This window comes from Bradyrhizobium prioriisuperbiae (genome assembly GCF_032397745.1).
Lineage (GTDB): Bacteria > Pseudomonadota > Alphaproteobacteria > Rhizobiales > Xanthobacteraceae > Bradyrhizobium_A > Bradyrhizobium_A prioriisuperbiae.
The window spans coordinates 8313065-8333078 of record NZ_CP135921.1 but is presented as its reverse complement, the minus strand read 5'-3'; the positions used below and the strand labels follow the sequence as shown (position 1 = coordinate 8333078).

Sequence of the window (20014 nt, the reverse complement as noted above, 5' to 3'; positions counted from 1 at the left end):
TTTCCTCAGTCCGTCCGCTATCGGCCGGATCCCGTTGCTATGAAAGGACTACTGCAATGGCACAGCCGACAGTGTTGCCCGGAACGAAACTTTTGATTTTAGTGGGTGACGGCATGAGCCCTGAAGTCTTCGCCGCTCCATGCGGGCTGACAACGACTGGCATTGAGTTCAGTGCGTCCACGAATACGACGCTGATTCCGGATTGTGATGACCCGGAGGCCCCCGCATGGGAGGCAAAGGACATCAACGGACTTTCTGCGACGGTGACCGGAAATGGGGTGATGGCTGTCGAGTCCTTCGCAAAATGGAACGAATGGTTCCAAAGCGCCGAGGCAAAGGACGTCCAGGTTAAACTGGATGATGCATCTCTCGGTCATTGGGCAGGTCAATTCATTCTGTCGAATCTTAAATTCGGCGGCGTCCGCGGCAATAAGGTGACCGTTGACGTGACCATGGTGAACAACGGCGCCGTGCCGTGGGTCGATAATCCCTGATGGCGGGCGGCCCTGACGATGACGTTCAGAGTTGGTTTGATGAACTTCCTTATAAGCTTAAGCGAGAGATCGCGACCAAGATTAAAGAGCAGGCAGATTATCTCAAGAGTGAGATACAAGATGCCGCTCCGCGCGGTGATACTGGAAATCTCGCAAAGTCGGTCGTTGTCAGGCGCAAGCGCAATGAGCTTGATTTTGAGGTAACTGCCGGCGGCGATTTGACGACAAAGTTTTACAATCGAAGCACGGGCTACAAGCGTGAAGTCGTCATAGGTAGCGGCGACACCGAAGGTATAGAGAAGCAAAAGGACGGCTCTGGCGTAAGCTACGATTACGCTATGGCCCAAGAATATGGAACTCGAGACGAGCCTGCGCAGCCGTTCTTTTATTCGACGGCTCGTCGGCTTATGCCAGAGATCCAAAGCAATATTGAAGATGCTGTTGAAGAAGTAATTTCAAAGGCGTGAGATAAATGAGCGCAAACGGAACTCGAGTAATAGAGTGGGCTCATGGCGAGGACACTTTCTGCCTCGCAAAGGTAGGTCTGATCCTGGACCTTGAGGACAAGTGCAAGGCTGGTATCGCCGTCATCATGGCGCGGATCGAGGCCGGGGCATGGGGACTTAGCGATATCCGGGAGACAATTCGCCTCGGCTTGATCGGTGGCGGTATGTCCCCGGCCAAAGCTGCTGAGGCGGTCAAGAACCATGTCGACCAAAATCCATTGGCTCATAGCGTTTTGGTTGCCTATAGCGTACTGCAGGCCGTCATGATCGGTGTTCCGGACGATCCTGTGGGAAAAGAGATGCCGGCGGAGGCGCAAAAGCCCGGCTCTTCCACGATGACGGGCGCCTCCGACGCTCTGAACTAATCAGGATCGGGGCCGCGCTCCATTTCTCGCCGCGGCAGATCGAGGATTTCACCCTCTGGGAGATCGTCGCCTATATCGACGGTCACAACAGCTTCAATAACGCTAAACCAGAGGCCATGAGCAACGATGATTTCGATGCTCTCTGCGCAGTTCATGGCGTCGAGCCTGGACACGCATAAAGGATAGCCAAAAGACATGGCCGCTCCAAAGCTCCGAATTCCGCTCGGGCTCAATATGGATGACTTTAACAAAGGCATCCAGAGCGCGAAGTCGACGACGTCGGAGGTCACTCAGTTCATCGCGAAGAAATTCGTGGACATGAACGCCTCAGTGCTGGCAACCAGCGGTGCTGCTGGTTCGGCTGCGCTCGGCCTGCGTTCGCTCGTGGGGACCATCGGGTTCGCTACGGGTGCGGTAACTGCGATTGTCGGGGCATTCAAACTGATGTCCTACGCGACAGAACTCGCAAAGGATAAGATCGAAGAGTTCAACGATATTGCATCGAAAGCCGGCGAGGCCGGTGTCTCAAACGATTTCTTTCAGCGCTTTGTTAAGGGCGGCGAGCAACTTAAGCTCACTGTCGACGAGGCGACAGAGGCGCTAAACAAATTCTCTAGCGCGTCGCAGGCTGCTTTGGGCGGAAGCCGATTGCAGCAGAGACTCGATGAGTTGGTCAAGGCAGGAAATTTCTCAGGCAATACCGGCGTTGCTGCATTCGGTGCGTCGACAGACAACCAACAGAAGTTGCAGGCAATGGTCTCGCTCATCGATCAGGCCTTGCAGAAAGGAGAGCGACTAGCTGCCATCGACTTGGCGGAGAGAGCATTCGGATCGAAAGTTGCCGACAACTTGCGGGCTGACTCCGGTTATCTCGACAAAATGCTGGATACCGCAAAGCAATTCGACAAGAACAAAATCATTTCTGACGAGCAAATCGGGCAGGCTATCGACCTTAAGACCAGGTTGGAGGACGCACAGAAAGTCATTGCTGAGAAGTTCAAGCCTATTCAGGACGATCTCGCTAAGCTTGGTGTGCAATATCAGGAAAGCTGGGTCGATATTTATCAGAATATCGCTGTTGCGATTGGCTATGCAAATCAACTTTATGATGCAATCAAGAAAACACCGGACGTGCTGGCTGCCGCAGGCAACTCGAGTTTCTGGGACAAGATCGCCAGGGCCTCGGAGTCTGTATTTGGGCGCCCAGACGGGCTAATTTTACGAGGCGAGCCTGGGTTTGACAGCACAAGCAACGGTTCTCCGGCTTTCAATCAACTTCAGGCCGGGTTGCGCAATCCTGCCGCGATTCAGCGGGCAATGCAGCAGACGACAGATGTTCAGTCGGCCATAAGGGGCGACAGTTCGAAAAATCCAGCTAAGGCCATTGCTGACGTCAACGATGCCTATGACAGGGCCGTTGAGGCGATACAGAAGCATACCGCAAGAACAGAGGCTGATACGCAAGCTGTGGGGCAGGGCTCCGGCAAGCTTGAGGAGCTGCGGGCGTCAGCCCAACTTACCACGGCGGCGATAACGGCAGGTCTCGATCCTGCTTCGGCTGCCGTCGCAGAGAAGATCAGGAACCTATCTCTGGCGGCGGGTTCTGCGGCTGACGCGTTGGCCAAAGCCAGGGTGGCCGGAGACATCAGCTTTGGGCGCCAAACCTCTCTTTTGTCGCCGGAGGACGTGCAGATTGCACAGCAGTTGCGGTCGATTTTTGGAAATGACGTCCCGGCCGCTCTAGCCAGCAGCCAGGCCACGGCCATCCGCTTCAATGATACCGTTCGCGATATCTCCTCCACGATCTCCGGCAATCTTGTTACAAGTCTTGCGGACATCGTTGACGGCACAAAAACAGCTGGCGAGGCGTTCGCAGCGTTCGGCAAGACCGTTCTTCGCGCTCTTGAAGAGGCGATTATCAAAATCACCATCGTTGGGCCTCTTATGAGGGGCCTTCAGAGCGGTCTTGGTGGACTGGGTGGTCTGTTTGGCTTCTCTGGTGGTGGTGCAGTAGGTACGGGGCTTTCACTGACCGGCACGGGCGGTCTTTATGATGGGGGTGGCTACACGGGCTCAGGCGGTCGTTACCAACCCGCCGGCATCGTCCACAAGGGCGAATATGTATTTGACCAGGACGCAGTGCGGCGCATCGGGATCGATAATTTGGTTCGCTTGCAGCGTGGGTACGCACTTGGCGGCCCGGTAGGGATGCCTATGCCTAACGATGTGACGCGCCCTTTCAGCGCGGGCGGTGCTGTTGTCACCTACGCGCCCCAGATTGATGCGCGCGGTGTTGATGCGAAGCAGATCGGAACACTGGCAACCGTCGTCGCCAACGATCGTCGTAACTTCGAACGCAATGTTCAGGCCATCATGGTCAAGACACAGCGCAACAGTCCCGGCCTTTTGCGATGACGACACCAATCTATGAGTGGCCGCGAGAGTGGTACAAATTCACAATGACAACATTCCCTCTCAGGTCGAAGTCGCAGGTCTCTGCGCGGCCGTGGGCTGGCGGGAATAGTATCTATGGGCCGCACGCTCAAATATGGATGCCGTCTTTTGCCACAACCGTCACTGACAAGTTTCTCTGGCAAAAGGTGTCGGCGTTCTTCTCGCGACTTGGGGGGCAGGCGGGTCTTTTGCGCATCGGTCATTCGATCCGTCTCAGGCCCCAATATAGCCGTGCAGCAAACAAAACCACGGAGTTTTTCTCGGACGGGACAGGATTCACAGATGGGACAGGATTCGTCAGCGGATTATTGCCTCCTCAGGTCTTCATGGCAGCTTCGGCGCGACGTGGCGACAAATCAGTGACCATCGGCGGGTTACCCGTTTCGTTGACGGCAGTCTTGCGGCCTGGAGATCTGCTAGAGTTCCGACCGAACGGCATCGCCGATGGCGTGCCTCGTCTGCATGAGGTTGTCGTGACCGGCAACACAGATAGTTCCGGTCGCACGGGCGTCGAAATTCGTCCGCCGCTGCGGGCTGGATTAGCTGCCGGCGACATGGTTGCTTTGGATTTTCCAACATCGGTCTTCCATCTCGTCGATGACACGCAGGCCGATGTTGAGATGACCGTCCCCAATCATGGGACGTTCGGTTTCCAACTCATCGAAGCGATCGAGAACGTCTGAATGCCCCCGCCAATGACCGCGCGGATGGCGGAACATATCCGCAAGCGAAAGCCGTTGGCGCTATTGGCGTCGATCGAGCATCCCAGCGGGAATGCATATTTCTGGACCGGCATAGGAAAACTTCGCTGGAATGGAATCGATTGGACCGGTTCGTCGACCTTGGGGACCATTACCCCAATTAAGCATACCTCCGATCTCATCATTCAAGAGATCCAGTTTCAGCTTGCCGGACTCCCTCCGGATGTCGTGGCGATGCTGGATGACGATGTTCGGAATCGCTCTGGAAAGGCGTGGTTGGCCGGGATCAATGTCGGCAACTCGGTCATCCGAAATCCGTACCAGATCGTAGACTCGCAACTCGATTATCAATCGTTCTCGGCTCAAGACGATGGGACAGTCTCTATCTCGATCACGGCGCGGACTGGCTTCTATACGCTGGAGCGAGCAATCGACGAGGCGTGGACGACAGAAGAACAGCACCTGACATTCCCGAATGACTCTGGGCTTGATCTCATCCCAGCGCTTCAAAATCAGGACATTCAGTGGACGCCAACATGACCGTTATCGAGAATCTTCAGCGGAAACGCGCGGCCTATGCGGCACAGCGAGAACAGGCAATCGCAAATGCAAACGCAGCGGCTGGCGCGATTGCAGCAATCGATGATCTGATCCGCGAGGCTGAGACTGTCCATCAGAAGGAGATGGACGCATTGGAATCCGCAAAGGATTCTGATGGTCCAGGCGGACTTGAAATCCTGCCTCTCCCGGCATCTCCAGCCTAGTTGAATGTGCGAGGTCCGGTCCAGGCTTGAGGCTGCAATCTTGGTCGCCATGATCGACGCGATGGCTCATGAGATGAAGTGGGGCCGTGACGACTGTGCGCTTTGGGTCGGAAATATCATCCGAGAAGCATGCGGGTATGATCCCGCCGCCGACTTCCGTGGGCGATACAAAACGAAGATAGGCGCAAAGCGCAAGATGGGTAAAGGCGGCCTCGCTGCGATAGGTCGAAGTTGCGCACGAAAACACAAGTGGCGCCGCATCAACGAAGGCGCAGAGCAAGTTGGAGATGTGGGACTCACCGATATCGGAGGCGTCCTTGTGACGGTGATTTGCCGAGCGGCTGGCTGGTATGTCGGGCGGAACGAATCCGGATGGACTGCCATTAAGGCGTCCTCGGTCAGGATCGCCTGGTCCGTAATCTAAAAATGAAAATACCAACATTCATCGCAGCCGATGCGCTTAGGCGCTCCAGGGTAGATCCTCGCTCGTCACCGGAGTTTGAGGCATGTGAGCGGATTCTCAGGGATATTATTACTAAGAATGGAGAGGACCGGGAAGTTCTGAGAGCCGATCCTGTGTCGCTGATCACCAGCGGCATTGCTTTGGTTGGGTCGCTGTTTACGTCCGCAGCTATCACGAATGCCGTTATTGGAATTGGCCTTTCAATCGGTTTGAGTTACGCGGCGCAGGCGCTCCAGAAGCGAGGGCAGGCGCCGATCACCGGGAACGACAATTCGGCGGCCTTGAATTCGCCTGCCGTCAAGTACAACGAACGTCAAGCCATCCCGTCAAAGCGAATCCCTTATGGCTATGTCCAGCAGGGCGGGGCGCTGTTCTTCGAATCCGTCAAACCTCCATATTTGTATCAAGGGATATTGCTATCGGCGAAGCAGATCACCGCGATTCAAAAGATGTGGATCGGAACGAACGAGATATTTTTCGACTCTCTCGTTCCGAACACGATCTTGACGCCGATTGGAGTGTCAGGTCAGCCGAACTATCCTGGGCGGCTGCAGATATGCTTTCGGCTCGGGTCTGCGACGCAGGCAATCGACCCGCTCCTCCACAACGATTTTCCGAACCTGGATGCGTCGTTTCGGCAGCAAGGCATCGCGACTGCGGTCTGTCGATATCACTATGGTGGTGATTACACTGAATTCACATCGTTGTGGGGGCAGGTCCAGAGACCAAATCCGCTATTCCTGGTGCAGGGCGTGTCCGTCCCCGACCCTCGACGCGCCGGCCATATCCTGAACTGGAATCCGAATGATCCGGATTCCGTGGCTGAGGCCGAGGCGTCATGGTCATTCAGCAATAATTCATCTCTGGTGCAAGCCCACTATCTCACTCAAAGGTTCGGCGGCCGCATCGATCCAGGCCGAATGGATTGGGATAAAGTCGCCGCCGCCGCAGAATACGACGACGACATTATTGGATGCTTGGATGGGACTTTCCAGAGGCGCTACACAATCGATGGTTTGATCACGCTCAACCAGTCCCCGGTCGATGTGATCTCGGGGATGATCTCGGCGAACCGCGGGTTCGTGCTTGAGAGCGCCGGTCGGGTATGGGTGTCGTCGTCCAAGCCTCGCTATCCAGTCGTTGCTATCCACGACGGCATTTTGACGGGAAATGTCGATTACCGCGCCGCAAAGCCTAAGCGCGACCTTGTAAACCGTATCAAAAATCGCTTTATCGCGCCGGATCGTGAGTACCAGCAGGTTGATGGGCCGGTTCTTTCCAGAACTGATCTGCAGTCCAAGGACGGTGAAATTCTTGACGCCACGCTCAACCTCCCGTTCACGCTAGATGACCGCCGGGCGCAGCGACTACAAAAAGCATTCTTGGAGAGTGGGCGGCTTGGTGCACAGCTTGTCGTTCGATGTGATGTCTCTCTGTTGGCCGAGTCGTCGGAGGAATTGGTCGGCAGCTCCATCAAGTTCGATAGCATTCTTTTTGCCCAGGCTAATGGGGTCTACTTCGTGACCGACTGGGGCTTTGCCGACGGCTTCACGTCCATAGATGTGACCCTCACACAATATGACCCCTCCATTGAACTCAATTGGGTTCCGAATGTCGACGAACAGCCGTTCGTCCTTGCTCCGCTGGATGTGAGCTGATTTATGTTCGATTCTGTTCTCACGAGATCCATATCAGATCAGCCATCAGGCCCCGAGGTTGGCGACAGGCTCTTGGTGCCACCGGCCGCAACTGGAGTGGATTGGTCTGGGAAGGACGGGCGAATTGCCATCTATCTGGAGTCGGGATGGCATTTTGCCATCTATCCGATCGGGCGCCTCATCTTCATTGAGGACGAGGGCGCGTTTTATCACCGCGACCAAAATGGGTCTTGGATAGCTGGTGTCGGAACGATTGCTCTCGTCGCTTCCAGCATTCCGATCACGTCGATTATCGGCGCGAAGGCTTCGACGCTTCTCAAGGTAGAAAACCAGACAATCAATGCGCCGCCTTCTTCGCCCGTTGTGCCGACGGCTTACATTATAGGGCCGTCACCGACCGGTTCGTGGTCTGGCCAATCCGGCAAGCTGGCAATTTGCCTCGTGACCGGATCATTCACGATCATCAATCCCGATGAAGGGGACGAGGTTTACGATAAGTCACTCAAGGCCGATATAAAATTCAACGGATCTGTTTGGCTGTCGGCAGCCGGCTCGTGGGTTGCGATCAGTGGTCCTGTACTTACGACGGGGTCGACTGGGTTTGCTGGGGGCGGCGGCACGAGTCTGTACTCTGACACGGTGCCCCCTGTTAACACCGCTACCGCAACTCCCGATCCCGCAACCATCACTCATACGGCCAAGCGCGCCGGCGCGCTTCTTCGCATCTCTTACCGCGCTCGGGTCACATGGGCGTCCGGCAACACAGGGACAAGTTCCTATACGTCCAATATTCCGGCAGTGCTGGCCGTTTTCCGAGACTCTGTAACCAACGCAATTGCTTGGTGCACGGTCAACAACATTACATTCGTCGATCCAGGAACGTTCGCAGCAACATTCAACGACTTGCCCTTCGTGAATGAAGAGTTCTTGGTAACAGCGCCTGACACGGCGGCGCACGTTTACAAGATTGTTCTATTGGCCGGCATCAACGATTTTACCGGCGCGAGCAATGATCAGTATCACTACGCAAGCGCTCTCTCTCGTCGTCAATTCATGATCGAGGAATCCGCTTAATGTCTACCAATCATGACGCGGTAGCTGCGTGGCCAGTTGGCGGCCAGTCCGTCAAGGAATTGCAGCGGAAGCTGGTTGTTCAGCGCTATGCTTACGCCATCACTAGCGCATCGGAGGCAAGCAATCTAATTGCCGTGGATCCGGCAGATGGGACCATTCCGCTATATCTTTTGCTGGAAAGCAACCTGCTGCAGTTCGATCCGCTTGACACCACGTCGGCCGACGATGGCGTCACCTGCCTCGTTTCGTTCGACGGCAAGCGCTACAAGCTCGCCGATCCGCTGCGATTTTCCGGACTGACCTATGCCGACATTCTCGGCACGCTGCCACCGTCCCAGATCCCGCTTCCAACCGCATCCACGCTCGGAGGGGTCAAGTCTTTCGCGCCGCAGTCCAATAAGTTCCTCACCGGTATCGGGACCGATGGTCTGCCGATCGCTGCGCAGCCCTCAGCAAGCAATCTTTCCGATGGTGTGACCGGCACAGGTGCTGTAGTTCTCGGCACAGCACCGACGATCACTGGCATGACCCTGGCCATGTTCGCGGCCAATGTCGTAGATAATGATACGGCGCTCACTGCCAACAGTTCGACGCGCGTTCCCACGCAAGCTGCTGTCAAGGCATACGCGGACGCGCTGATTGCTGCCGCTGACGCCATGATATTCAAGGGCGTCATTGATTGCTCGGCGAACCCGAACTATCCGGCGGCCGATCGCGGCTGGACTTACAAGGTATCAGTCGCTGGCAAGATCGGCGGCGCATCAGGTATCAATGTCGAAGTTGGCGATACTCTTCTTTGCATTACCGATGGTACAGCAAGCGGCAATCAGGCGACCGTTGGTGCTCAATGGAATATTGTCCAGGCGAATATCGATGGCGCCGTCACAGGTCCGGCATCGTCAACATCGGGCAATGTCGCGACGTTCAACGGAACCGGCGGAAAGGTGATTCAGGACGGAGGCAAAGCGCTGCCGAGCGGCGCGATTGTTGGCACTTCGGATTCGCAGGCTCTCACCAACAAGACCTATAACGGCAACACCTGGACGGCAGGAACTGGCGTTCTGACGCTTGGTGCGGGCAAAACTCTCACCGTTAACAACACGCTGACATTTACTGGTACGGACGGGTCGACCGCGGCATTCGGTGCTGGTGGGACCGTAGCCTATAAGGGTTCGGATCTTTCGCAGTTCGCCGCGACATCGTCCGCGCTACTCGCCGGTGTATTGTCTGACGAAACCGGTAGCGCTTCGGGTGGGTTGGCCGTTTTTAATAACACTCCCACGCTTCTGACTCCGGTCTTTACCGGGCTGCCAACCGGAACGGGTGTTGCAACAGCAAATACGGCCAGTACTCTAGTTGCCAGAGACGCCTCCGGAAATTTCGCCGCAGGGACTGTCACTGCATCTCTGACCGGCCACGCTTCGCTAGATCTCGCCTTGACTGGCGGAACGTTAACGGGAGCGCTCCTGTTCTCCGCCGACAATACACTGGACATCGGCGCCGGTGGAGCAACCAGACCGCGTACAGGATATTTCGGCACATCGTTGATCGCGCCGATTCTTATTGGCGGAACGGCAGCGGGCGATTCCCTCACTCTCGAAAGTACATCTGGTACCGGCACGTCCGATAAGATTGTAGCCAAAACAGGATCGCAGGTTGTTCGCGCAACGATCGACACGAACGGGCTAGTCTCGATTGGTCCGAACGCTCCGGTTACGGGCGTAAATTTTGATATCAATCCAACGTCGACCTCACTGTCCGCGCCAAGCGGGACGAATCCCGTGCTTCGCGGAGTTGCTGACGGCGGCCAGGCCATGCTGGTCTTGCAGGCGTTTGGTGGGGCTGCGCAAGGCGGTATCTTCCGTGCGCTTCAGGCGCTCGGTAGCGCAGCGTCACCAACACAAGTAACGGCTGGCACTCAACTATTCAATCTTTCAGCGCAAGCCTACAATAATTCATCAGCCTATAATAATCCCGGCGCTCGCATTGCAATGTTTGCACGGAACGACCAGACGACGACCGATAGTTCTACATACATCACGATATCAGTAACGCCGAGTGGAACGGGTGGTTCGGGCGGGAATCTAGTCCAGGCAGCAAAATTTCATTCAAGTGGATCGCTGATTGTGGGGACGTCTACGACGGCCGATGGTGGTTCGGGGACGGTTCTTCCCACGCCTCAAACATTTGCGTCGCTGCCAGCTGCTAGCGCAACCAATAATGGTGCCTTGGCCAATGTAACCGATAGCACAACGACGACTTGGGGCGCGACGGTGACAGGTGGCGGTGCGAATAGCGTCCAGGTGCGGAGTAATGGCAGTGCATGGACTGTGGTCGGAAAATGATGATTGATTCCGTTCTCACGCGCGGATGGCATTTCCCGGTTTATCCAATTGCCAGCGTTCTCGCGCGCCGGCAGATCATGCTTGAGGAATCCGTCTGATGACCGCAAATCCAGTTGAACTAATAACCGGCATCGTGACGGCGACGGATGTCGTCAAGCCGGATTTCGTGGCGTGGGCAAAGGCGCGCGTGCCGCAGGTCATGGCCAGTGTGACGGAGATCCGAAATACCAATCTTGCCGGTCAACTGATGATCTCCTTGAATACGTCGGGCTATGTCTATCTTCAGGATACCGCCGACACATCGACTCCCGACGACGGCGTGAACTGCATCGTTTCGGCTGATGGTAGGCGGTTCAAGATTGTTCCGTACTTTCTTAACGGCATTTCGATGAGCGGGGCAGCGCCTATCAGCGGCACTTTCGGCGGCGGTGGATTGCCGGCCAAGTTCTGGCTCGATCTGACCGGTGATGCGTCAAGCACAACTCTCCCGACGATCGGCGGCCAATTCCTGGTTCGCACTAACAAGGGTGGTTCGGATCCACACAACGTTTTCACGGTTGGAATTTATGGGGGCGTCTACGGCACCCTTGGTCACGGCGACCTGTACGGCGGAAACACCAATGCATCGGGTGTCGGAGGCACAGGCGGCAAGACGATTGTCGGCTTTGAATCCGACGTAAATAACAATGGCGCAGATGCGGACACGATCGGCGATACGGGTCAGGTTATCGGCTGCTTGGTGAGCACGGGCAGTTCAAAGCGCGGGACGGTCGGATTTCAGTCCACTGCGACGCAGTCTTATCAGGCGTGGAATTTCGGCTTTGCCGCCGTAGGTGAACACAAGGAAGCCGGTTTCCTCGATCAGAGCAATGCGATTCATGTCCTGCGCGCGACCAATCTCCACTCAGCCGGTATCGATTTTACCGGAGCATCCTTCATATCGAGCGTTGGCATTGCCCTAGGCAATAGCCACGTCATTCAGTCGAAAGATACGGGCGGCACGCTGCGCAGCATGATCTGGCTGGATAACGCGAATCTGCTCAATTTGGGTGGGGCTGGCATTGGCTACATCAACGCCAATCAAGCAATTCTCCCGTCTGTCGACAACTCGTTTGTGATGGGTAATGTCTCAAATCGCTGGTCCGCAATTTACGCCGCGAACGGCACCATTCAGACGTCTGACTTGAAAGATAAGGACGACCGCGCGCCGATAACTGGTGAAATTGCGCTCGCAATTTTGAAGGATGTTGCGGCCGATCCGGATGGTGTCATTTCCTTCCGCTGGAAGATCGGCGGCAATGAAATGGTCGAGCATGAGGTTGATGAAGAACGGCACCTCAGCGAAAATGTGACCGAGACGTATTTCGATATCGAGGAGCGCCCGGACGGCTCATGCGGTCGCGTGGAAAAGACGCGGATCGTTCAGCGTCCTTTGTATGACGTGGTTCCGGTGACCGATCAGTACGGGCAGCAAATCACCGAGACAATCCCCGCTCGCGTACTGCATGATCTGTCTGGCGCGGTCATCAAGGTTTTGCAACCGGAGGAGATCGTCAGCGTCACCTATAAAAAACCCCGAATGGGTACTGTCACCATCAAAAAACTGCTCCCTGTTGAACGCGAGGGCCGTCGTCGGCATGCAGGATGGGGGGCGCAGGTCTGGCGCGACGTCCTTGCTAAGCACGGGCTCGATATCGGCCTGCTGGTAAAGAATGATCCGACAGATCCCGAGAGCCGCCTAGCGCTGCGTCCTGATCAGGTCTCTCCGCTGCTGCATGTAGGCGTGGTCGAATTGGAAATGCGGCTGGCGACGGCGCTCAAGCGAATCGAAGCGTTGGAGAAGCGTTAGACTATTTCCAGGGACACTAATCCGATAGCGAGCAATCGGGGATCTGAACCGCGTCCGATGTTTTGAGCTTTGGTAGCATCAGGGTAGCGAAAGATCATCTCTACCGTGCGGCAGCTGTGCCGCAGCGATATCTGCTGCCGGGTGAAATCGAATTGGAAGATCGACGTTTCCTGCATCGTGAAGGAGCGATTATTGCCGGCAATGGAGACCGATTTTATCGGCACGCCGTTTGCCACGATCTCGACATCTTGCTTCGGGTGGTCTGGACCGACCATCGGATGGACTTCAACGTTAAAAGTCCACGCGTCACCAGGAGGCAGCGCGAGCAGAAATCCAGAATTCGATCCGCTCGACCATGTCCCCCATATGTCGGAAGCCGCCGACCAGCCGTGAGTGAGATACTGTAGACCTTTGGCGGACGCACCGAATTGCAGTTTTGATCTCCTCGGTATCACGGGGAGATCGATCGAAAAGACCGGCGGAATATCGTTCGATTTATATCCGACCGCGATGGCCGCGCCCTCGATCAAATTCGGATCGATATAGGACACGTCAAGCTTGAACCCGATATCGTGAAACATCTTGCGCAGGAACAGTTCGCTCCATCCACTTTCGAACCATCCGTATTTGCGCGCGACATAGACAGACTCGGCATCAAGCCGCAGACCCCAGTATGGCCACCATAGTTTCTGAATCGGTTCGGCCGCTAGCACAATCTTGCCGCCGGGTTTTACTAGACGCGCGATCTTCCGCAGGATGTCCCAGGGCCGCGTTCCGTGATGGAGCGACGCAAAGAACATCGCCATATCGTATGTCTCTGGAACATCGTCATACGCATCGAAACTGGACAACTTGGCGGTGATGGGAAGTCCGCTTTTATCGGCACGCGTTCGGATCAAATCGATAAAGCTCGGGCTGATGTCGACAGCGGTGACGGTAGCACCGCAATAGGCCATAAGTTCTGATGACATTCCTGTTCCGACGCCGAGATCGAGAATCTTCGCGCCGCTTGGCGGCGCAGCAAGCCGCAATGCGATGGCGAGCGTGGCGGCATGATGGCTGATCAATGCGATATTCGTGGAGTTGTAGGGGTTCTGGCCCGCCGCATTAGCACTGATGTTGATTGGCACGAGCTCGTTGAGCTCTTGGTTGAAGTCTCTGCCGGTTAATTCGCCATGCAGCGCCAGCTGCTGCTGGAAATAGTCATCCGAGAAAGGGTCGAGGGTCAGGTCTACCTTAGTGTCGCAGACCAGTTCGAAGTCACTGACAAAGGCGAGCCATTCGGGGGTCTGGATACCGCCAAATCTAGCGTCGCACTCGGCTACATAGTCGTCGATTTGAGATGCGTGGATCTTGCCTGCGGTCATTTTCATTCGACCGATCTAGCATACAACCTCAGCGGCTTCTAGGCCGCCTCGGTGGCACCTAATTGGCAAATCCAAAACATCATTAAAGCCAACAACTAACAGCCATCTTCCGGCAAGGAGAACCTATGGAACCAGCATCGATCCGCTATCGCAACCCCGGCGCCATGTGGGGGAATGCCCTTGCCATCAAGTGGGGAGCAGCCAAGAAGGCCGTGACCCTCAACGATGGCAAGGGGCAGGGCAACAACATCGCGGTTTTTCCGACCTTCGTGGCCGGGATCTGCGCCCAGCTCGATCTCTGGCGGACCTCCAAGAACTACCGGAACAAGCGTTTTGCCGATGCGATCGCGACCTGGTCTGGGCACAACAATGTCCCGTCGTACATCGCGTTCTGCAAGGCGCGTGTCCCAGGCCTGACCGAAAATACGGTCATGAACGACGCGTTCTGGAAGAGCGCAATGGGGATTTCCTTTCTCAAGGCGCAGGCTTGGCACGAGGCGGGAAAGGTATATCCGGCGCCGGATGCTGACTGGCTCGCAGCCCAGAAGCGCGTTCTATCCGGCGTCCCGACCGCGAACACCGTCAAGAAGGCGGTTGTGTCGGTTACCACCAGCACCGCGGCCACGACGGCTGCGGCCACGCAGGCCGGGATGGGGATGGGCACCGCGGTCCTGATCGGAGTCGGTATAGCGGTGGCGGTCTTCCTGGCCTGGAAATTCTGGCCGAGGAAACCCGAGCAGGACTTGCCGCATCCGGACGCCGTGGCGCCATCCGTCAATACTCCAGTCATAGGCGACGTTACGCCGCCAGCAGTTAAGACCGAGGTGTCTCCATGATCTGGGCCATTCTCATCCTGCCGGGACTCGTGGTCGCCTATGCGCTCTTTGTTCGTCCGATGCTTCACGCCATCCCGGCACTCAAGTCCTTCTATGACGAAGCTGACGGCTTCTGGGCCAAGGTCTGGGCATTGTGCGGCCGATCGGTCACCGTGGTTTGGGGGCTCGCACTTCAGGGCATCGGCCAACTGCTGCAATGGATCGACCCGATTGCCAGCGCCTTGGGTGACCCGGATCTCCGCGCACAGATCACCGAGACCCTGGGCGCGAACCCGAAGATTCTGGGCTACGTGCTGATGTTCATCTCGGTCGTTACTCTGGCCGCGCGGTTTCGCGGAATTGCAAGGGATGCAGAGTGATGTTGGGCCTTATCTTTAATGGTCTCACGACGCTCGCGGGTGGGATCATCACCGCCTACAATAAATCGAAAGACGTTTCTATCACTGCGATCCAGTCGGCAACCGGGATAGCTGCCGCGCAAGCGCAGGCAATGACGGCATGGATTGGTCATCCACTCTCGCCACCATCGATCTGCTGTTACGGGGTGGCGATCTGGTTTTTCAAGGCGACGGCTTGCGACAAAGTGATAGGGCCTGCCCTGGGTTATAGCTGGAGGACCGACCCTCTGACTGGGGGCACTGCGGAGATCGCAATGATTGTTGTCTCCGGGATGTTCTTCTCCGGCATCGCAAACATCATAAAGCGTTAGGCGGGCCGCCGTTGCGTTGGCGAGCAGCGACGACCCTGACCACTGAGAAGCGTGAACTTCACAATGGCTGGAACCGATTTGAGAGCACCAGCAATTTCAACTCGGTTAATGGGAATGGGAAATGACCGAACAAGAGGTAACAGAAATCGTTGCAGCCGTGCTGGCCGAACAGAAGCGGCTACACAAGGACGACATCGACGACATTGTTCTCAGGACGATAGTTACGATGCTGACCTCGTTCGGAATCGAGGAAGAGGATCGCGTCGAATTGCGGGCCGACTTCGTGCATCTGCGTAAGTGGCGAAAGAGTGTCGAACAAACGCAAAGCCTGACGATCAAGGTGGTCGTGACTGCGATCGTCTCCGGGATTGTCGGGGCCTGCTGGCTAGGCTTCAAGACCCTTGTAGGTAAATAATCATGATCCGATTTATTGTGGCCCTGGCGCTGCTTTGCGCGGCGTCTATCGCAGACGCCTCGCGACGTCGGGCAATGGGAGGCGTCAGATCCGAAGATCCGTGAATGGTATCGTTCGTTGATGCAGCCCGACAATCCAGCCATTCCATGCTGCGGTGAAGCTGATGGATATTGGGCTGATGAGATTTTCGTCCGCAACGGCAAGACCTACGCACGAATTACAGATGACAGGCCGGATGCTCCGTTAGGTCGACCTCACGTTCCCGGTTGGCAGCGAGTTCGAAATTCCGGATCGCAAACTTAAATATGACTCTGGCAACCCCACAGGTCATAGCGTCATATTCCTGACTGCCGGCGGCGCGGTTCTGTGCTTCGTGCAGGGGACTCTCAGCTAATCTGGCGCTCGTCGCCATCGCAGACCCTTCGGGGTGGGTCGGATTCTTCCGGCTCTATTCAACGCCTTGAGCTGGCGGCCTTTTTATTTGGCCGGGGAAAGCTTTTGGGCATTCGCCCACGGACAGTCCGCGTCATGCTCGTCGTAGGGCCTAACGGCCGAACAAAGCCCGCAAATACTGTCCCCAAATAAGCTGTCACATAGCGGCTCATCCATCTCGGCTAAGCACTTGATGATGGCGTCGACGCGAGACGGCGGCGCGGCTATTCTGTCCATGACGTCAAGCCACTCGTCGATCTCTGCCTCATCGGGAATACTCAGAGTTCCCATCAGTTGCCAATATGGCGAGCCCTGGCGTGTGACGAGTTCGATTACGGTCAGCACTCCGTCGTCTTTTCGTTTTGCCCAATAGAATCCAGCTTCACGCATCAGCGTATTTTCCTTCGTGTCGGCAGTTTCGGCGGCAATCGCTTCCCGATCCTCAATCGTTTCTTCTCCCGCTTCGGCTCCGGTGACTCGCCGAACTGCAGAGCCTGGCTCATCCCGATATTCGTAAACAGAGCGAACGCTGGTCCAAGCTCTGCTTGCTGGATTAAGTTCTCTGCTGCGTGCTGCCAATGAGGCTTGGACTGTTCTGATTTTGGCAGGCTGAGAATGTAGTCTCGTGCGTCCGCGAGAGTGGCGAGTTTCCGGCCTTTAGGAGTGGTGAAGGTTTCTTCCATGAAGAATTTCTGGCTCCATCCGGTTTTAGCCATCCGTCTTCCCGTCTCGCGCCAATCGCGCAAACGCCTTAGCCGCTTCCTCAGCCTCCTTGCCCGTCATGCGACCCATCAGCACGCGCCTGATCGGATCGTCATCGTCGTAGTACCAATACTTGCTGGTGCCGTCCGCTAGGCGGACTTCGTAGCTCTCAGCATGGCGGATCAGCTTCACATCGGCCATAACCGGCTATTTCCTTAACGGCGTAACGTTCGTGGTGTCCGGCCATACTATTTCGATGCGCGCTTTTTCTGGGAGCGGCTGGGTCATATGGTTAGGTTCCGTCCCCCACCAATCGCAATTCATGCAAACGAAGATTGTTCGGTCATGACTACGGTCTTGGACCTCAATAACCGTTTCACTTCGCCCGCAGCGATTACAACGCTTTTCCCGGTCCATGTGGCTACTCCATCAACCTAATGCCCACACAACAAACACCGCGCGTCATCTGAAAATCTTCAATTCGAGAATTGCCCCCAGCAGCGCTAAATTCAGTGTAAACAGAAGACTGAAAATAATATTTCCATTCCAGCCGCATATTAAAGCTGTGATAAAATTTGCTATGTAGATCACGGCACAAAGAATCTCCAGAATTATCATTCTATGCTTCCTTATCTGCCGTGAGAGCGCACTGCGAGTAGCAACCGTCACTTTCCACTCTCCTTATCCCGCCGTGGCCTCATCTCGATTTGGGGGACGGGGATGCTGCGTGCCTGTTCGCCGCCTGCGGGCAGCTTAAGCATGGCGCTGACCTCGGCGATCACGTCGTCGAGTTCCACCGCGCGCTCTGTCAGAGCGCCAAGAAGCTCGTAATAGACGCCAGAGGGCACGTCGTCCGCGCCTGATGCCCAGCGCCGCACAGTGCGATCAGATACGCTGATCCGGCGCGAAAGTTCGGTCTGCCAGCGAGGCCCGTAGAGAGCCTCGCCGACGTTGCTGAGGAGCTTGCTGCTCATCGCCTAAAAGCCCATTGATCTGGCAGAATCGATCGCGCTGCGCAGCCGGCCGGATCCTCGCACGGCGGCATTGAGATAATTGATTAAGTCGTCTCCGAGCGGACCATCCTTAACGCCGGCGAATTCACGCAGCGCATATGTTTGGGTGTTGGCGCGGCAGGATACGTATTCGGCCGCGGCGCCCTCGTGATCGACTTGCATTTCGATCACGACGGAGTGCCGTGAGTGCGGTTGCACGAACCTGGCTGACTTGATGACGGACATGCTGGACCTCGCTCACAGTTTGCCGGATTCGATTTTTGCCAAGCTGACCACGGTCCAGCCCACCCCCATCTCGCCACCACCAGGGTCGCTCCAGAGTTCGAGCCCGATCCTATAGGGAGGCCGCGCCGCAGCAATGGCGCGATCTTCTGGCCTATCGAGATCTGCCGGTCTGACGTCGATCACTTCAATTTTTCGCTCTGTGCACCAGGCGACGACCATCTCTCGCTGGCGAATGTGATCTTGGTAGTCATCGCCGGGAAACGAGCGATGAAACCTATCTGCACTGCGGTAGAGGGTGAGGCTGACCGAGCAGGGCCAGCCGCCGTTCTCGGCGGCCAGCCTTTCGATTGTGGCGGTGAATTTCCGGAAGGCCGTCATCGCTATACCAACACCACCTGGCCGTCGACCATGCGGTACTCCGAGAGATAGCGGCCTTCGCGCCATTCGCCGCCATCGAGACGAAACTCGATGTGCCCATCGTCGCCAATCCGAACCTCGTAGCCCTGGGCGGTGTAGTGCTCTCGGACATCGCGAGCCGTGATTGCCTGAGGCGCGCGGTCACGCACGACGTAGGTCGGCTCACCAGCGTGCCAAGAAATGAACGCGATCTCTGCCCCCTCGGCATCGTCGAAGCATTCGTACTTGTAGTCGCCGTCAGTTTCGATGCGTGGCTGCTGTGACGAGATGCCTGCGGCGGCGAGGGCGGCGTGGAAGTCGGCTATGGTTGTCATCGTCGGGTCTCCTACCCAGTGCGGCGGGGCCATCCCCATCCGTGTCCTAAATATAGGACATTGATATAGTGGCGTCAAGGGCAAAAGTCGAACATATCGACTTTCGCGGCATTAGGTAGCAAACTCAGAGTTTGCCACCTAATGCCGGACTTTCGGCGCAGGAATATAAAGCCGCACGAGGCCCGCGAGGCCACCGGCTTCGCGCCATAGGCCTGGCAGCACACTTGGGCACCGCTGTTTGGTCATCGAAGGGCCTCGTCGATCATGGCGCGGTACGCCTCGCGGTAAAGTCGCCCGTCGCCTGCTGCAACGAGAGATGCGGCAAAAGCCCTTGGTTCATCAGACAGCCCTTCGACGAATTGCCTATTGAACTCGCCGCCAGCTTGCATGCCAGCGATCACCATATCGTTCAGCGGCTCTCGCATCGCTTCGATAGACAATCGAGCCTTTCGCAGCGACGACGTCCGTCGGTTTTGATAGGCCAGCGTATCGCCGCCAGTCCCAAGCGCGGCCCATGCCTGCGGCTCCAAGATGCGGGCAAGTCGCTCTATCATTTCCGCCGCCATGTCAGGTGTCTCTCAGCAGTTTCTGCGAATCGTCGTCATAGTTCGGTTTGTATCGCGTCGCATGGGGTGGTTGGCCAAGCAGGACTTTGCCGATCTCACGGGCGGTTTGTCGCTGCTCGGCTCGATCCAATCCCGAATAGGTTGACAGCCTGTCGAAGGCCCAAATTAGGGCCAGGTGCAGTTCTTCGCGAGTGGGGGTGGCCATCATCTCCTCCGTAAGTTTGAGCCAAATCCCTGACTGGTCAATCCACCAGTTTGGCGGTGAAATAGAGCCCGCCCTTTGGGTAACTCTATGGTAATCAAACCCCCGTCAGTTCCGTGTATGTTCGTGGTTTTCTTCATGTT

At 56.3% G+C, this 20014-nt stretch carries 27 protein-coding genes; 16 read left to right on the top strand and 11 right to left on the bottom strand.

Going from position 1 to position 20014, the window contains the following annotated elements; translation table 11 throughout:
• The first annotated feature begins 56 nt into the window (after positions 1 to 56).
• The 3 genes from RS897_RS38570 to RS897_RS38560 are packed head-to-tail and all read left to right on the top strand — an operon-like array spanning position 57 to position 1365.
• Positions 57 to 494, top strand: a complete 438-nt coding sequence (locus RS897_RS38570) for a phage tail tube protein (protein WP_315833897.1) — start codon at positions 57 to 59, stop codon at positions 492 to 494.
• Positions 494 to 961, top strand: a complete 468-nt coding sequence (locus RS897_RS38565; RefSeq protein WP_315833896.1) for an HK97 gp10 family phage protein — start codon at positions 494 to 496, stop codon at positions 959 to 961. Before RS897_RS38570 ends, RS897_RS38565 begins: the two co-directional genes overlap by 1 nt.
• A gap of 5 nt (positions 962 to 966) precedes the next feature.
• On the top strand, positions 967 to 1365 hold the full coding sequence (locus RS897_RS38560; RefSeq protein ID WP_315833895.1) for a gene transfer agent family protein: 399 nt from the start codon (positions 967 to 969) through the stop codon (positions 1363 to 1365).
• Here RS897_RS38560 and RS897_RS38555 read toward each other — a convergent pair.
• On the bottom strand, positions 1362 to 1562 hold the full coding sequence (locus RS897_RS38555; protein WP_315833894.1) for a hypothetical protein: 201 nt from the start codon (positions 1560 to 1562) through the stop codon (positions 1362 to 1364). The genes RS897_RS38560 and RS897_RS38555 overlap by 4 nt on opposite strands.
• Here RS897_RS38555 and RS897_RS38550 point away from each other — a divergent pair.
• The 9 genes from RS897_RS38550 (at position 1561) to RS897_RS38515 (ending at position 12673) form a co-directional block, all read left to right on the top strand.
• Positions 1561 to 3780 carry a phage tail tape measure protein gene (locus tag RS897_RS38550; RefSeq protein WP_315833893.1) on the top strand — a complete coding sequence of 740 codons (2220 nt, stop codon included), beginning with the start codon at positions 1561 to 1563 and terminating at the stop codon, positions 3778 to 3780. The genes RS897_RS38555 and RS897_RS38550 overlap by 2 nt on opposite strands.
• 137 nt (positions 3781 to 3917) lie before the next feature.
• Positions 3918 to 4502 (top strand): hypothetical protein, encoded by a 585-nt coding sequence (locus RS897_RS38545; protein ID WP_315833892.1) that lies wholly within the window; start codon positions 3918 to 3920, stop codon positions 4500 to 4502.
• 12 nt (positions 4503 to 4514) lie between these two features.
• Entirely contained in the window at positions 4515 to 5060 is a 546-nt protein-coding gene (locus RS897_RS38540; protein WP_315833891.1) for a hypothetical protein, read from the top strand.
• A complete protein-coding gene (locus tag RS897_RS38535) occupies positions 5057 to 5284 on the top strand; it encodes a hypothetical protein (protein WP_315833890.1) in 228 nt (75 codons plus the stop codon). Before RS897_RS38540 ends, RS897_RS38535 begins: the two co-directional genes overlap by 4 nt.
• A 4-nt stretch (positions 5285 to 5288) precedes the next feature.
• Positions 5289 to 5708 carry a DUF6950 family protein gene (locus tag RS897_RS42410; RefSeq protein WP_407654382.1) on the top strand — a complete coding sequence of 140 codons (420 nt, stop codon included), beginning with the start codon at positions 5289 to 5291 and terminating at the stop codon, positions 5706 to 5708.
• 152 nt (positions 5709 to 5860) lie between these two features.
• On the top strand, positions 5861 to 7405 hold the full coding sequence (locus RS897_RS38530; protein WP_315833889.1) for a phage tail protein: 1545 nt from the start codon (positions 5861 to 5863) through the stop codon (positions 7403 to 7405).
• A 3-nt stretch (positions 7406 to 7408) separates the two neighbouring features.
• The gene (locus RS897_RS38525) at positions 7409 to 8479 is read left to right on the top strand and encodes a DUF2793 domain-containing protein (RefSeq protein ID WP_315833888.1); all 1071 of its coding nucleotides are present in this window, start codon (positions 7409 to 7411) and stop codon (positions 8477 to 8479) included.
• Positions 8479 to 10824, top strand: a complete 2346-nt coding sequence (locus tag RS897_RS38520; protein WP_315833887.1) for a beta strand repeat-containing protein — start codon at positions 8479 to 8481, stop codon at positions 10822 to 10824. The genes RS897_RS38525 and RS897_RS38520 overlap by 1 nt, the downstream gene beginning before the upstream one ends.
• Before the next feature lie 97 nt (positions 10825 to 10921).
• Positions 10922 to 12673 carry a hypothetical protein gene (locus RS897_RS38515; protein WP_315833886.1) on the top strand — a complete coding sequence of 584 codons (1752 nt, stop codon included), beginning with the start codon at positions 10922 to 10924 and terminating at the stop codon, positions 12671 to 12673.
• Here RS897_RS38515 and RS897_RS38510 read toward each other — a convergent pair.
• Positions 12670 to 14046 (bottom strand): class I SAM-dependent methyltransferase, encoded by a 1377-nt coding sequence (locus tag RS897_RS38510; RefSeq protein WP_315833885.1) that lies wholly within the window; start codon positions 14044 to 14046, stop codon positions 12670 to 12672. The two genes, RS897_RS38515 and RS897_RS38510, sit on opposite strands and share 4 nt — an antisense overlap.
• A gap of 119 nt (positions 14047 to 14165) precedes the next feature.
• Here RS897_RS38510 and RS897_RS38505 point away from each other — a divergent pair, with 119 nt between their 5' ends.
• The 4 genes from RS897_RS38505 to RS897_RS38490 all read left to right on the top strand — a co-directional run bounded on the left by RS897_RS38505 (position 14166) and on the right by RS897_RS38490 (position 16000).
• Positions 14166 to 14876, top strand: a complete 711-nt coding sequence (locus tag RS897_RS38505) for a hypothetical protein (RefSeq protein ID WP_315833884.1) — start codon at positions 14166 to 14168, stop codon at positions 14874 to 14876.
• The gene (locus RS897_RS38500) at positions 14873 to 15235 is read left to right on the top strand and encodes a hypothetical protein (RefSeq protein WP_315833883.1); all 363 of its coding nucleotides are present in this window, start codon (positions 14873 to 14875) and stop codon (positions 15233 to 15235) included. The genes RS897_RS38505 and RS897_RS38500 overlap by 4 nt, the downstream gene beginning before the upstream one ends.
• The gene (locus RS897_RS38495; RefSeq protein ID WP_315833882.1) at positions 15235 to 15585 is read left to right on the top strand and encodes a hypothetical protein; all 351 of its coding nucleotides are present in this window, start codon (positions 15235 to 15237) and stop codon (positions 15583 to 15585) included. Before RS897_RS38500 ends, RS897_RS38495 begins: the two co-directional genes overlap by 1 nt.
• Before the next feature lie 121 nt (positions 15586 to 15706).
• Positions 15707 to 16000 (top strand): hypothetical protein, encoded by a 294-nt coding sequence (locus tag RS897_RS38490; RefSeq protein WP_315833881.1) that lies wholly within the window; start codon positions 15707 to 15709, stop codon positions 15998 to 16000.
• 477 nt (positions 16001 to 16477) lie between these two features.
• Here RS897_RS38490 and RS897_RS38485 read toward each other — a convergent pair whose 3' ends face one another.
• The 9 genes from RS897_RS38485 to RS897_RS38445 form a co-directional block, all read right to left on the bottom strand.
• The gene (locus tag RS897_RS38485) at positions 16478 to 16822 is read right to left on the bottom strand and encodes a hypothetical protein (protein WP_315833880.1); all 345 of its coding nucleotides are present in this window, start codon (positions 16820 to 16822) and stop codon (positions 16478 to 16480) included.
• Positions 16822 to 17148, bottom strand: a complete 327-nt coding sequence (locus tag RS897_RS38480) for a hypothetical protein (RefSeq protein ID WP_315833879.1) — start codon at positions 17146 to 17148, stop codon at positions 16822 to 16824. Before RS897_RS38480 ends, RS897_RS38485 begins: the two co-directional genes overlap by 1 nt.
• The gene (locus RS897_RS38475; RefSeq protein ID WP_315833878.1) at positions 17141 to 17335 is read right to left on the bottom strand and encodes a hypothetical protein; all 195 of its coding nucleotides are present in this window, start codon (positions 17333 to 17335) and stop codon (positions 17141 to 17143) included. The genes RS897_RS38480 and RS897_RS38475 overlap by 8 nt, the downstream gene beginning before the upstream one ends.
• Before the next feature lie 464 nt (positions 17336 to 17799).
• Positions 17800 to 18108, bottom strand: coding sequence for an SPX domain-containing protein (locus RS897_RS38470; RefSeq protein WP_315833877.1), 309 nt, complete (start codon positions 18106 to 18108; stop codon positions 17800 to 17802).
• A gap of 3 nt (positions 18109 to 18111) precedes the next feature.
• Positions 18112 to 18372 (bottom strand): hypothetical protein, encoded by a 261-nt coding sequence (locus RS897_RS38465; RefSeq protein WP_315833876.1) that lies wholly within the window; start codon positions 18370 to 18372, stop codon positions 18112 to 18114.
• Positions 18373 to 18384: 12 nt separating this feature from the next.
• Positions 18385 to 18750: a hypothetical protein gene (locus RS897_RS38460; RefSeq protein WP_315833875.1), complete on the bottom strand. Its 366-nt coding sequence runs from the start codon at positions 18748 to 18750 to the stop codon at positions 18385 to 18387.
• 2 nt (positions 18751 to 18752) lie between these two features.
• Positions 18753 to 19103 (bottom strand): hypothetical protein, encoded by a 351-nt coding sequence (locus RS897_RS38455; protein ID WP_315833874.1) that lies wholly within the window; start codon positions 19101 to 19103, stop codon positions 18753 to 18755.
• A 242-nt stretch (positions 19104 to 19345) separates the two neighbouring features.
• Entirely contained in the window at positions 19346 to 19669 is a 324-nt protein-coding gene (locus tag RS897_RS38450) for a hypothetical protein (RefSeq protein WP_315833873.1), read from the bottom strand.
• A gap of 1 nt (position 19670) precedes the next feature.
• On the bottom strand, positions 19671 to 19874 hold the full coding sequence (locus RS897_RS38445; protein WP_315833872.1) for a hypothetical protein: 204 nt from the start codon (positions 19872 to 19874) through the stop codon (positions 19671 to 19673).
• Positions 19875 to 20014: the final 140 nt, after the last annotated feature.